The organism is Streptomyces sp. NPDC050504 (assembly GCF_044458065.1).
Classification (GTDB): Bacteria; Actinomycetota; Actinomycetes; order Streptomycetales; family Streptomycetaceae; genus Streptomyces.
Window position 1 is genome coordinate 118,301 of sequence record NZ_JBITHO010000014.1, and the last position, 12,263, is coordinate 130,563.

General features: G+C 71.3%; 12 protein-coding genes. 10 read left to right on the plus strand and 2 right to left on the minus strand.

Annotated elements, in window-relative coordinates; all coding sequences use genetic code 11:
- Positions 1 to 4: 4 nt before the first annotated feature.
- From ACIBNE_RS37975 to ACIBNE_RS38015, 9 genes are all read left to right on the plus strand, one after another.
- A complete protein-coding gene (locus ACIBNE_RS37975; RefSeq protein WP_399280041.1) occupies positions 5 to 562 on the plus strand; it encodes a hemerythrin domain-containing protein in 558 nt (185 codons plus the stop codon).
- A 162-nt stretch (positions 563 to 724) separates the two neighbouring features.
- Positions 725 to 982, plus strand: a complete 258-nt coding sequence (locus ACIBNE_RS37980; protein WP_399280043.1) for a hypothetical protein — start codon at positions 725 to 727, stop codon at positions 980 to 982.
- Positions 983 to 1,342: 360 nt separating this feature from the next.
- Positions 1,343 to 2,413 (plus strand): YihY/virulence factor BrkB family protein, encoded by a 1,071-nt coding sequence (locus ACIBNE_RS37985; protein WP_399280045.1) that lies wholly within the window; start codon positions 1,343 to 1,345, stop codon positions 2,411 to 2,413.
- 47 nt (positions 2,414 to 2,460) lie between these two features.
- Positions 2,461 to 2,880, plus strand: a complete 420-nt coding sequence (locus ACIBNE_RS37990) for a phage holin family protein (protein ID WP_399280047.1) — start codon at positions 2,461 to 2,463, stop codon at positions 2,878 to 2,880.
- Positions 2,877 to 3,317, plus strand: a complete 441-nt coding sequence (locus ACIBNE_RS37995; RefSeq protein ID WP_399280049.1) for a DUF3618 domain-containing protein — start codon at positions 2,877 to 2,879, stop codon at positions 3,315 to 3,317. Before ACIBNE_RS37990 ends, ACIBNE_RS37995 begins: the two co-directional genes overlap by 4 nt.
- Positions 3,314 to 3,580, plus strand: coding sequence for a DUF4235 domain-containing protein (locus ACIBNE_RS38000; protein WP_399280051.1), 267 nt, complete (start codon positions 3,314 to 3,316; stop codon positions 3,578 to 3,580). Before ACIBNE_RS37995 ends, ACIBNE_RS38000 begins: the two co-directional genes overlap by 4 nt.
- A 522-nt stretch (positions 3,581 to 4,102) precedes the next feature.
- On the plus strand, positions 4,103 to 4,279 hold the full coding sequence (locus tag ACIBNE_RS38005; RefSeq protein WP_399280053.1) for a hypothetical protein: 177 nt from the start codon (positions 4,103 to 4,105) through the stop codon (positions 4,277 to 4,279).
- 40 nt (positions 4,280 to 4,319) lie between these two features.
- Positions 4,320 to 4,871 carry a hypothetical protein gene (locus tag ACIBNE_RS38010; protein WP_399280152.1) on the plus strand — a complete coding sequence of 184 codons (552 nt, stop codon included), beginning with the start codon at positions 4,320 to 4,322 and terminating at the stop codon, positions 4,869 to 4,871.
- Positions 4,847 to 5,263: a CBS domain-containing protein gene (locus ACIBNE_RS38015; protein ID WP_399280055.1), complete on the plus strand. Its 417-nt coding sequence runs from the start codon at positions 4,847 to 4,849 to the stop codon at positions 5,261 to 5,263. The genes ACIBNE_RS38010 and ACIBNE_RS38015 overlap by 25 nt, the downstream gene beginning before the upstream one ends.
- 523 nt (positions 5,264 to 5,786) lie before the next feature.
- Here ACIBNE_RS38015 and ACIBNE_RS38020 read toward each other — a convergent pair.
- A complete protein-coding gene (locus ACIBNE_RS38020; protein ID WP_399280057.1) occupies positions 5,787 to 7,712 on the minus strand; it encodes a hypothetical protein in 1,926 nt (641 codons plus the stop codon).
- Between the two features lie 539 nt (positions 7,713 to 8,251).
- The gene (locus ACIBNE_RS38025) at positions 8,252 to 9,046 is read right to left on the minus strand and encodes a DeoR/GlpR family DNA-binding transcription regulator (RefSeq protein ID WP_399280059.1); all 795 of its coding nucleotides are present in this window, start codon (positions 9,044 to 9,046) and stop codon (positions 8,252 to 8,254) included.
- Positions 9,047 to 9,312: 266 nt separating this feature from the next.
- Here ACIBNE_RS38025 and ACIBNE_RS38030 point away from each other — a divergent pair, with 266 nt between their 5' ends.
- Positions 9,313 to 12,210 carry an AfsR/SARP family transcriptional regulator gene (locus ACIBNE_RS38030; protein WP_399280061.1) on the plus strand — a complete coding sequence of 966 codons (2,898 nt, stop codon included), beginning with the start codon at positions 9,313 to 9,315 and terminating at the stop codon, positions 12,208 to 12,210.
- Positions 12,211 to 12,263 lie beyond the last annotated feature (53 nt).

Consider the following 12,263-nt stretch of genomic DNA (forward strand, 5'->3'; position numbering starts at 1 on the left):
TGCCATGGGGCACGGTGGAGATGTGATCGCCGAGCTTACGGCCGATCACCGTGAGGTCGAGGATCTGTTCGCGGAGATCGAGAAGGCCCCGCCGGGCAGCGGCGAACGCAAGCGGCTGACCGACCGGTTGACGATCGAGTTGGTAAGGCACTCCGTGGCCGAGGAAGAGTATCTCTATCCCGCCGTACGCGAGCACCTGCCCGGAGGTGGTCCACTCGCGGACCGGGAGCTCGCCGACCACTCACGTGTGGAGAAGCTCCTGAAGCAGTTGGAGCAACGTGCTGCCGACGCCGAGGATTTCGACCAGCTCGTGGCCCGGCTCAAAACGGAGGTCACCGCACACGTCCGGGACGAAGAGGAGAACCTCTTCGTCAAACTGCGGCAGGATTGGTCCGACGACCGGCTCATGGAACTGGGCGACAAGATCCGCTCGGCGAAGAAGACCGCCCCGACCCATCCGCATCCCAGCGCTCCGCGCACCCCACCGCTCAACAAGCTCCTGGCGCCCGGCACCGGTCTGGTCGACCGCGTACGCGACTACGTCACCGGTCGGGGCAAGTGACCACGTACGCCGACAACTAGCCCGCGACGGACGGCGGCAGTCCCGGGGGTTTACGGAATTCGGGTCGGGCACTCGTTCCGTCACGCCCGCCGATGTCCGGACGCCCGTGTCGGCGGTCGCGGCATTCCGATGGACCAGGACTCGACCGAGGAAGGGGGACCCGTGAGCGGCCAGCGCCCGGAGGGCCCCGGAAGCAACGGAGCACCCGCACCGCAACCCGTACCGAGGGACCTGCCTGACCAGCAGGCGCAGACCACCGGCACTCCGTGGGAATCCAACACGAACGTCCCTCGGCACGCACGGGACGAATGCCCGGATCCCGACGTCCCCGACACCGACGAGGCGGGCACCGGCCGGAACACGCCGTCCTCGGACAACGAGCACCCCGAGCGTCCGGCGCCAGACGAATCCCCGGCCTGACGCTCCCCGCCCCCCCACACAGGACACCTGGAAGGAAGCGTCCTGCCCGGTGGGGCAGGAGCACGGTGGTGGTGAGGTCGACCGCCTCTTCCCGGCTTGCGGCAAGATACCCGTGGTCTGTTGGAGAGCCCTCGGCAGCGGCCCGGCCGACGAAACTGCGCTCAACCAGCCAACGGCGCGGGACCACCGCGCAGCACGGCACTTCAGACGGTGGCGCGTCGGATCTGGCCCAGGTACCGCGGAAACCTGCGTCCTTCCGCCGCACGACCCCGAGGGCGGAATGACCAGCCTCGTCGCCCTCACTTCTCGCCACCCGGCTATTGATGGCGTGATCACAGGACTCGCGGTTACTCGCCCCGTATGGCGAAGCCGATGAAACCCCGGCGGCAGCACGGCCGGAGCCGCTCGCACGAGCAGAGGGCCGAGACGCCGAACCACCGGGACGGGCCGGAGGATTTCGGTCCGGGCCCGGAAGTGGAGCGCAAGGCACCCGACTCCCCCACCCAGTTACCGAAGGGGGCCTGGTGGGCGGTACTGCGAGGGACTTTCAAGGAGTTCCAGGACGACGAACTCACCGACCGGGCGGCGGCACTGACCTACTACGGCGTCCTCTCGCTCTTCCCCGCGCTGCTCGTACTGGTCTCGCTGCTGGGCGTGGCCGGGCGGTCGGCCACCGAGAAGATACTGGACAACGTCGAGCAGTTGACTCCCGGGGCCGTCCGCGATGTCGTCGGCGACGCGGTGCGACAGTTGCAGGGAAATACCGGGATCGGGTCGGTCATGGCCGTCGCGGGCATGATCCTGGCTGTCTGGTCCGCCTCCGGCTACGTCGCGGCGTTCATCCGATCCTCCAACGCCGTGTACGACGTGCCCGAGGGCCGACCCGTATGGAAGGTCATGCCCTTGCGCCTGGCCCTGACGATCGTCCTGATGGTACTGGCGGTGATCAGCGCACTGATCGTGGTCTTCACCGGGGGCCTGGCCCGCCGAGGCGGGGAACTGCTGGGCATCGACGACACGGCCCTGACGGTGTGGGAAATCACCAAATGGCCCGTCCTGGTCGTCCTGGTCACCCTCATGATCGCGATCCTGTACTGGGCCGGCCCCAACGCAAAGATCCGCGGCTTTCGATGGATCACTCCAGGCAGCGCCCTCGCCCTCGTGATCTGGATGATCGCCTCCGCCGGGTTCGCGTTCTACGTGGCCAACTTCGCCTCGTACAACAAGACCTACGGCACCTTCGCCGGTGTGATCGTCTTCCTGGTCTGGCTGTGGATCTCCAACATCGCCATCCTGCTCGGCCTGGAGTTCGACGCGGAGACAGCCCGCCAGCGGGCCGCGGCAGGGGGACATCCGCCGGAGCAAGAACCGTACGTCGAGCCGCGCGACACGCGCGCGTGGAACGATGAAGACCGTCGCCGCCTCGAATGAGCCGCTCGCCCCACCACGACCCGTAGCCGAAAACGAGGTGACCGTCCATGACCACCACCGATCCCCACAGCCACCGTGAGGAGGCCGAAGCCCCGACGAGCGAGTTGGTGCAGCGCGCCACACGGCAACTCTCCGACCTGGTGCGCCAGGAGATGCGTCTGGCGCAGGCCGAGATGGCTCAAAAGGGCAAACGCTTCGGCAGGGGAAGCGGTCTGTTCGGCGGCGCCGCCCTGCTCGGCGCACTGACCTCGCAGGCCCTGGTGGCCACCGCGATCGCCGCGATCGCCGAAGGGCTGCCGGTGTGGATGTCGGCGCTGATCGTCGCCGGTGCCCTCGCGGTGGCCGCCGGGGTGCTGGCAGCTGCGGGGAGGAGCCACATCAGAAGGGCGGGGCCGTCAGTGACCCAGCAGACCGTCGACAACGTCAAGGCCGATATCGCGGAAATCAAGAAGAAGGCGAACCCATGACTCACTCCCCTGCCGACCGGGCTGCCGTCACACCTGACGACCTGCGCGGACAAGTCGAGCAGACCCGCCGAGAACTGGGCCGGACCGTCGCGGCCCTGGCCGCCAAGGCCGATGTCAAGGCCCGCACCCGGAAGAAGGCCGTCGCTGTGAAGGATCAGGCCGGGGCCAAGGCCGTCCAGCTCGCCTCCCGCGTCGGCGAGGAGTCCGCGCGGCTCGGCCGACTGACCCACGACAAGGCGTCAGGGCCGGTGCACCAGGTGCGCGTGCGAACGGAGCACGCCCGGCGATTCTTCACCGGGGAATCCATGGCCACGGTCCGCGGTCAGACCGGACAAGCCATCCGCACCGTTCGATCCCACCGCGCCGTGCTGCTGTGCTCCACCACCGTGCTGGGCGCTCTCTTCCTGGTCCGCCGTTCCCGCAGGAGGCCACGGTGAACGCGGTGAAGATCGCCTACAAACCGGTCGGGATGGCGCTGGGAATCGCCTCCGGCGCACTGGCCGGCCTCGCCTTCAAGCAGGTGTGGAAGACACTCGGGCACGACGATGAGGCGCCTCACGCCACCGATGAGGAGCGCGGCTGGCATGAGATCCTCCTCGCCGCTGCCCTACAAGGAGCGGTCTTCGCCGTGGTCAAGGCCGTCGTGGACCGGGCCGGCGCCGACGCCACCCGGCGCCTCACCGGCACCTGGCCCGGCTGACCCCGCCGTGCGGGGAGCGGCCCGCGCGGACGCGGTTCCACCATCGGCGCATCGCGGCGCACCGAGGAATTGCCGATCGCCGCGCTTGACGCTGCGCCACCGCGTGCCCCGCTTCCCGCTGTCGCCGGTCGAATCCACCCCCTGCGCACAGCGGCGCCCTCACGACTCCCGTCTGTGGGCAGAGCGCACCCCGATGGCTTCCCCTTCGCCCCGACCGGCCCCCGTGCCGCCTGCTACGGGCCGGTGAGCTCACACGGAGCGCCGGACGTACGCACAGATCGCGCGCGGCGTATCCCCACCCGGCCGCGCAGCGGCTTCGTCCCAAAAGCGAACGGTTTCCACACGCCTCGACTGTCCGCGGGGACCGAGCGGGGAAATGCCGCCGTCCGGTGATCCGAACCGGCCAGGGGAACCCACCGGGCGCCGGTGACTCGTCCCGCCGGTACGTGACCCTTGGGTACGGGCGCCCGGGGCGGCATGAGAACCGGTGTCCTGGACGCGGGTTCAAACACGGTGCCGCCGATGATCGCGGACACGCGAAGCGGCGCCCCGCGCCCGGTGCGCACCGCCAAGAACCGACTGCGTCCGGCCGAGCCGTTCGCCTTCGCCGCCGCCTTGGCGCGAGACGCCCCCAACCGCACGGAAGTCCTGCACGAAGTACACCGGCAGGCCGGGGTACGGCCGCACGCCGCCCGGTGAGGTCGAGGCGGAGCTGTCGTTCCTCGCGGCCCGGCGCTCGCTGGGACGGCGGGCCGGTCCGCTGGGCCTGTTCGACATCGACGGCGGCCCCCTGGAGATCGCCGTCGGCCGGGGCAGGCTGTCGGACTCCGCGGCCTCGTTGCCGCTGGGAGCGAGCGGGCTGACCCGCGAGTACCTGGACGACCTGGCCCCGCCCACAGCCGAGGCGGTGCACGTCGCCCGCCGCGCGGTACGCCACCAGCCGCGCGACGTCGCGGCCCGGTGCAGGTGGGAGTCGGTCGCCGCACACCATCGCCGCGACGTCACGGACGTTCCAGCAGCTTGCCCGGCTTCACGGGCCCGAGGAAGGACGTTGACGATCTGCCGTTGGGCCGTCCGCGAGGGCATCCTGCTCCAGCGGATCGAGGGCGGTGCGCCGTGGTGCCCCCACAGCGAACCCGGTGCGGAGCCTGCGGCGGCACGCCCACCGCTCCGCTCAGGTCGGCGCGTGCGCCGGTTTGCCGTCGGTGCACCGGGTACTCGCCCGGCGTCCAACGACGGACAAGGACCTCCAGACAGGAGCAGACCATGGCCACCGCGCGAGAGATCATGACGCCCGGCGCCGAGTGCATCGGCGAACGGGAGAGCGTGCTGCAGGCAGCCAGGAAAATGACCGAGCTGGGCGTCGGGGCGCTGCCGATCTGCGGGAAGGACGACCGGCTCAAGGGCATGGTCACCGACCGCGACATCGTCATCAAGGTCCTCGGCGCGGACCAGGACCCGGGAGAGGTCACCGCGGGCGACCTCGCCCAGCACCAAGTGGTCACCATCGATGCGGACGACAGTGCCGAAGAGATCCTGCGCACCATGACCGCGCACCAGGTTCGACGCCTCCCGGTCATCGAAAAGCACCGCCTGGTCGGCATCGTCGCGCTGGCCGACGTCGCCCGTACGCTGCCCGACCCCCAGGTCGGCGACCTGGTGAAGGCCCTCTCGAACGAGTAGCAGCGTCCGACTGCGTGACTGCGGTGGGCGAGAGACTTCCAGCGCTTGAAGTTCGTGCCGCCGCCGATCTGACGGACCCATTCGTCCAGGAGCAGACCACGACCTGTGCGGAACTCCTCCTCGCCATGGCCTCGACGGCAATGAGGTACCACTGACCGGGCACGGTACGCGTTGATCAGCGTAGGCAGCTCTGGGCACAGCGCCGGTTCCGGGAACGGTGGGGAGGACGTCGTGAAGGTGGAGCCGGGGCGTTCGTCGACCACGCCCGGCACTGTGCCGACCCGTTCACGCACACACTGCGTGCGGAGTTGGCGGCGCTGGGACGCGCTGGCCAACGAGCCCCCCCTCTCCATCCGGGTCACCAAGCACGCGAAAGCGGAGCTTGCGGCGCTGGCCGCCTGACCTCCGGACAGGTCCTGCAACCGGCCGTGATCACAGGGCGGTTGGAGCGAGATCGTTGATCCGCCGGTGGCGTGGAGATACGGGCCGGCAAGACACCTTCAGGCTGTTCCTGCCAGGGGATTCAGCGGCAGGGCCAGGCCGCGGCGGCGGACGCGCGTGCGGCGGCGGGCAGCGCGGAGAGTTCGCGGGCGGTGAGGGGTTGGGGGGACGTCTCGCAGGCCCGGGAGACGAGCGTGTCGCCCTTGGGCAGCGTGGCCCTGTCCGGGTCGTTGACACGGGAGCCGTCCACGACGGAGAGGGCACCGTCGGTGAGGACGAGCATCCGGAGAGTCTTCCCGTCCTCGCGGACGGGCACCACCATGGTCTGCTTTCCCCCGGAGATCGCCGCCGCACGGGCTCCCGCGGGCAGGACGGCCTGGTACGTGCGGTTGAGCAGCGGCAGGTGCACACGTACGGCGTAGACGTCCTGGGCACTGCCGTGGCGTTCCACGATGTACCGGTGCGAGGCGTCGGTGAGGATTCCGTTCGCCGAGCCGGCGGAGACGCGCTCGCCGTAGCGGGACAGGAACGTACCGTCGGAGCCCGCGGGCACAGTGACCGCCGTCGCCTTCACACCGTTGAGTCGGACCTCGCCCGACTGGCGGCCACGGGGGAACGTGACGCCCGTCTCGACGAACGGCACGGCCTCGTGCACGGCGATCACCTCACCGCGCAGCGCATCGGGCGGACCGTACGCGTACAGCAGGCGGTGGGTGTCGTTGTTGAAGTCGAGGAACTGGCGTTCGCCCGCCGAGCGGTCCACGCCGTTGCCGTTCGACTCGAACACCTTCTCCGGTTCGGCGCCCATCATGTTCCACACCTCGCGGTGGCCGTCGGGCTCGGCGAAGGCGAGCATGCCACCGCAGTCGCTGATGGCGAAGGCCGAGGCCGGGTCCACGGCGGGTCCCACCGTCGACCACTTCGGGGCGGCGGCGTCCTTGCCGAAGGCCAGCACCCGCATCCTGGCTCCGCCCTCTTCTCTCCGCCTCGTGAGAACCGCCAGCTTGTGCCCTTCGGGCGCGACGTCGGCGGCGAGCACCTCGCCGCGCGGGGCGAGGCCGACGTGTGTCGTCACCACGCCGTCAGACGTGCCGCTGGAGCGCAGCAGCGTCCCGTACAGGCCGTCGTCCCGGGCTGGGGAACCGCCTGCGGCCCAAGCGGCGAGGGCGAACCGAAGGCTGTCCTGACGAGCCTTGGCAAGCGTGCCGCGTCCGGGGGAACCGCTGTCGGTGATGCCGGGCGCGTAGCCGATGGCGGCCGTCGTCAGGGCCATGGCACGGAGCACGGAAGCGGCCTCGCTCCGGGTGGAGTCCGAAGGAGGCCCGGGTGCGGGTGCGGGCGAGTCGTCGGCCCCTGACGTGTCGGCGCCATTCACAGCGCTGAGCAGGAGAGGGGTGGCGACGGCGGCGAGCGCAAGGCCGCAGCCGCCGACGAGCACCGCCTTGGCCCGTCGCGACCAGCGCTTTCCGGAACCGGGCGACGGGACATCGCCATCAGACGGGACGTCGCCTTCAGAGGATCCGGTGGCGGTATCGGGAGCGGGGGCCGCCGAGGTGGGGCGGTCCGACGGGGAAGGGACAAGCCCGGCGCCGGTCCGCGAGCGGGCGATCACCCGCCCGTTGCGGCCGACGGCCGGGGTGCGTCCTGCGTGGTCGCCGACGGCCGGGGTGCGTCCTGCGTGGTCGCCGACGGCCGGGGTACGACCTGCGTGGTCGTCGACGGCCGGGGCGGGTACGGCGGAGGCCGGAGGGCCGTCAGGAGTTCCGTCCGCACCGGCGGAGGAAGCACAGACGGCGCCCGGGGAGGCCGCACTGGAAGGGGCGGGGTCCGAAGCGGCGGGGCCGGGTCGGGGCCCGACCCCGTTCGCCTCCTCCGGGGCTCCGGTGTCGCGCCGCTGCTGCGTGGGGACGACGGGCTGCGGCTCGCTCCCGGACGCGGCGGTCGCGGTCCCGTCCGCGTGGGTTCCGGCCGGACCCGCGGCCGCCTCGGGCTGGTTCTTCTCGGTCACGTGAGGGGCTCCTCGTGAGATGACGGGCAGGCAGCCCGGCCTCTGGCGTCCATGGGCAGCCGGGCATGGACGGATGTCTTCGGGAACCGGATGCCCGACTCCGCGCATGGGGACGGATATCGGCGATCCATTGGACGGATCCCGGCACCCGAGGGGCAACTCGCTGCCCCTTTCGAGTGAGTGCTCCGCCCAGGTCGGCCTTCGCGCCGTGTCACGGGGGCGCAGCAGGTCGCGCGCCCTGCAGCAACGTTCCTCTGCCCCGTTCTTCGCCGTGAGGACAATGCCTCGGCGCACCCGGTCAAGGGTCCGTCCCGGAAAACGGGCTGGTCCGTGGCGCAAACGCACAACGGCGTACGTCCATGGCCCGGTTGTCGCGCCGCGGGGGGACGTCTTGACGCTCCCCGTTGACACCGTCGGGCGGCCTTCGGACCGGACCCCCGCGCGGTGCCGGCCCCTCCGGGTGCCGCGTGCGGCCCCGGCGGCAGGGACGCGACCGGCCCGGCGTGCCGGCCCGCTCCGCGCCGGTCGGCAATCCGGCGTCACACCCGCAGCACCTCCGGTCCAAGCAGCGCGTAACGCCGGGCCTCGGTCGGCGACAGCCGGGTGTCGGTGACGATCGTCTCGAAGGAGCGCGCTTCGGCGAAGCGGCAGAAACTGACCGCGCCGAACTTCGAGTACACCCCGGAGAAGATCCGTCTGCGCGAGACCCGCATGGCCTGCCGCTTGACGGCGCTGACCGTCGGGTCGGAGGTCGTGAGGCCGTGTTCGCGGGAGATTCCGTTGGCTCCCACGTAGGCCAGGTCGATCACGAACTCGGACAGCATCTGGGCCGCCCAGTGGTCGACGGTGGCCATCGTGCGGCCCCGGACCCGGCCTCCGAGGAGCAGGACGGTGACCTTCGGCCTCGTCGCCAGGCCCTGGGCCGTGATGAGCGACGCGGTGATCACGGTGAGCGGGCGGTCGTCGGGCAGCGCCTCGGCGATCAGCTGCGGCGTGTAGCCCTCGTCGATGAAGACCGTCTCGGCGTCCCCCAGGAGTTCCGCGGCGGCCGTCGCGATCCGTGCCTTCTCCGCGACGTGCATCCCGGTGCGGAACTCCAACGTCGTCTCAAAACCCCTGCTCTCCACCGGATACGCGCCCCCGTGCGTACGCCGCACCAGCCCGCGCCGCTCCAGCACGCTCAAGTCACGCCGTACCGTCTCCTTGGACACTCCCAGGTCGGCGGCGGTCGCGGTGACGTCGACGAATCCCGTGCGACGTGCGCTGGCCACGATGCGGCGGCGGCGTTCTTCGCCCTCCGCGACGGCCGTGCGTCCTATGACCGCATCTGTCATGTGTGGCCCTCCCTCGTGTCCGCTCCGGCCGGGCCCCGGTCCCATCAGTCCGGTCGGCCGTCCTTCACCCTCACGCTTCACACCTGTACGGGGCCCGGGAGCAGCCGGTTCAGTCCACTCCCTGGCACGCATGTCTTTCCGGCCGCCGCACCGTCGCGAGCGTAGACGAGGTGGTGTGTCGAAAAAGTGTCGAAAAGGGCTTCGCGGCGGGCCGAGCAGCCCACGGTGACCGGGCGGGCACCATGGGTCCGACTACAGTTCCGACTATGCGGTTCACGGTGCTCGGACCGGTCAGGGCGTGGCGGGGTGACACGGAGCTCGCTCTGGGGCCTCCCAAGCAACGGGCGCTGCTGGCGCTTTTGTTGGTACGGGCGGGCTCACCGGTGAGTCTGAGCGACATGGTCGACGTGCTGTGGCCGCAGGGTCCCCCGAGGAGCGCGGCGAACGTCGTGCGCCACCATGTGGGCTCGCTGCGGCGCCTGTTGAGCCCCGAGGCGCCGAAGGCCGGAGACGGGGAGGCCGGGGCAGTGGTGCGCTGCTCCGGAGGCTACCGACTCGACATCGACGCCGACTGTCTGGACCTTCTGGTCTTCCGCCGTCTGGCGGCACGAGCCAGGCAGGCGGCGGGCGAGGGGTCGCCACAGACCGCGACCACCCTGTACGACGAAGCGCTCCCGCTGTGGCGCGGGCCCATCGCCGACGGCGTTCCCCCGGACGTCCGGGCGCACCCGGCGTTCACCACCGTCGAGGAGGAGTGCGTCGGCGTCGTGCGCGACGCCGCCGTTGACGCCCTGACAGCCGGTGCACCGGACCGCGTCCTCGCCCCGCTGCGGCGGGCCGCCGCCGCTCGCCCTCTGGACGAACCCCTCCAGGCTCGCCTCGTGCTCGTCCTGGCCGCCGCCGGGCGCCAGGCCGAGGCACTCACGGCCTACCGTGCCGCACGGGACCGACTGGCCGATGAGCTGGGCATCACTCCCGGGCGCGAGCTGACAGAGGCACAGCAGCGGGTGCTCGACCAGGATCCCTCCGGCGTACGGCCATCCGGTACGCCCCCGGGCCCGCACCCAGGCAGCGCGCCGGACGCCCGTCGCGACCTGCGGCCCACGCCGCCGCCCGGTACCCCCGCTCCAGTGATCCGTCCCGCCCAGCTCCCCGCCGACCTCCCGGTATTCGCCGGTCGGCGCGGCGAACTCGCGCGCGTCATGGCCCTGTTGCCCAGGATCGACCCGCCAGGCACCGCCCACCGGGCCACCGTGATCACCACGATCGAGGGGATGGCGGGCGTCGGCAAGACGTCCTTGGCCGTGCACTGGGCCCACCGTGTCACCCGCCACTTCCCCGACGGTCAGCTCTACGCGGACCTGCGGGGCTTCGATCCCGCCGGAGCCGCCGTGGAGCCTGGCGATGTCTTGCGCGCCTTCCTCCACGGCCTGGGTGTACATCCACGCGGCATGCCCACAGGACCCGATGCCCAGTCCGCCCTCTACCGGAGCCTGCTGGCGAATCGGCGCGTGCTGGTCCTGCTCGACAACGCCCGTGACTCCGCGCAGGTGCGCCCCCTGTTGCCCGCTTCACCCGGCTCCCTCGTCATCATCACCAGCCGCAGCCGACTGCAGGGACTGATCGCCGCCGACGGTGCCCACTCGCTCACCCTGGAACCGCTCGGCGACGCCGAAGCACACGAGGTGTTGTCCCAGCGGATCGGCGCTCATCGGCTCGCCGCCGAACCGGGCGCCGCCGAGGGCGTCGTCGCCCTGTGCGGCCGATTGCCCCTGGCGCTCGCCATCGTGGCGGCGCGCGTCGACGCGAGCCCCGCCCTCCCGCTCACATCGATCGCCGCCGAGTTGCGCGAGGGCCACGGCGGTCTGGACGCCTTCTCCGGCGACGAAGCCGACGTCCGCGCCGTGTTCTCCTGGTCCCACCGGGCGCTCGCCCCTGCCGCCGCCCGGCTCTTCCGCCTTCTGGCACTCCACCCCGGCCCCGACGTCTCCCGGTCCGCCGCAGCGAGCCTCGCCGGCCTGACGCCGGGCGAGGCCCGCACGGCACTGACCGCCCTGACCCGCTCCCACCTCCTGGCCGAGCGCGCTCCGGGCCGCTACACCAGCCATGATCTGCTGCGCGCCTACGCGGCCGAACTCCTCCACGAAGAGGAGAGCGAAGAGGAGCGCCGGGAGGCACTCGGGAGGCTCCTCGACCACACGCTGCGTACCGCGCGGACAGCGGTGGACCTGCTCTTCCCGTACCGCGCCGAACGCGAGACGCCCCCTCCACACCGCTCAGGCAGCGCTCCCCAGCCCCTCACGGGACGGGAGCCCGCCGCTGGATGGCTCGCCGTCGAACTTCCCGGGCTGCTGGCCCTCGTCGAACGCGCCGCGGCTGTCGGATTCACCGTCCACACCTGGCAGTTGGCGCTGGCTCTGGAGCTCTTCCTGGACCGGCGGGGCCTCAGGGAGGAACAGCTCACCGTGCAGCGCGTGGCCCTGGCTTCCGCCGAGCGGCACGACGACCGACTCGGACGGGCCCACATCCATCGCACGCTGGGCTTCGCGCTGCACCGCGCCAATGCGGACGGGGACGCGGCGTTCCACCTCGGCCGCGCCCTGGACCTGTTCACCGCCCTCGGTCACCGAAACGGCCGGGCCCGTACGCTCCGCAGCCTCGCCTTCCTCGCCAACAGCCGCGCCTGCCACCAGGAGGCCTTGGACCACTACGCCCAGGCCCTCGCCCACTACCGCGCGACGGACGACATCAGCAGGCAGGCCGGCGTGCTCAACGAGATCGGCTGGACCCACATCCTGCGCGGCGACCATGACGAAGCTCTCACGCAGTGTTCCACGGCCGTCGCCCAGCACCAGAAGACCGGCGACATCAACGGCGAGGCCGCCGCCTGGGACAGCCTCGGATACGCCCACCACCATCTCGGGCAGTACCCCCAAGCCCTGTCCTGCTACCGCCAGGCCCTCGTCCTCTTCCGAGAGGTCGGCGACCGCACCCTTGAGGCGGACACCCTCGGCCACATCGGCGACACGCTGCACGAACAGGGCAACCACACCGCCGCACAGTCCAGTTGGGAGCAGGCCGCGGCCATCCTCGCGGAGTGGGGCCACCCCGACACCGGCCAACTGCTGAAGAAGCTGCACGACGCGTCGGCGGATCCTCCTTGAGGAACGGAGCGGTTTCCATGCCTCGCGTTCCTGGAATCCGCGAGGGGCGGGCC

What these genes read in the sequence shown, in the direction of transcription:
- ACIBNE_RS37990 (WP_399280047.1), top strand. Translation starts at nt 2,461, where the DNA reads ATGACCACCACCGATCCCCACAGCCACCGTGAGGAGGCCGAAGCCCCG.
- ACIBNE_RS38030 (WP_399280061.1), top strand. Translation starts at nt 9,313, where the DNA reads ATGCGGTTCACGGTGCTCGGACCGGTCAGGGCGTGGCGGGGTGACACG.
- ACIBNE_RS38025 (WP_399280059.1), bottom strand. Translation starts at nt 9,046, where the DNA reads ATGACAGATGCGGTCATAGGACGCACGGCCGTCGCGGAGGGCGAAGAA.
- ACIBNE_RS38015 (WP_399280055.1), top strand. Translation starts at nt 4,847, where the DNA reads ATGGCCACCGCGCGAGAGATCATGACGCCCGGCGCCGAGTGCATCGGC.
- ACIBNE_RS37985 (WP_399280045.1), top strand. Translation starts at nt 1,343, where the DNA reads ATGGCGAAGCCGATGAAACCCCGGCGGCAGCACGGCCGGAGCCGCTCG.
- ACIBNE_RS37975 (WP_399280041.1), top strand. Translation starts at nt 5, where the DNA reads ATGGGGCACGGTGGAGATGTGATCGCCGAGCTTACGGCCGATCACCGT.
- ACIBNE_RS37995 (WP_399280049.1), top strand. Translation starts at nt 2,877, where the DNA reads ATGACTCACTCCCCTGCCGACCGGGCTGCCGTCACACCTGACGACCTG.
- ACIBNE_RS38005 (WP_399280053.1), top strand. Translation starts at nt 4,103, where the DNA reads ATGATCGCGGACACGCGAAGCGGCGCCCCGCGCCCGGTGCGCACCGCC.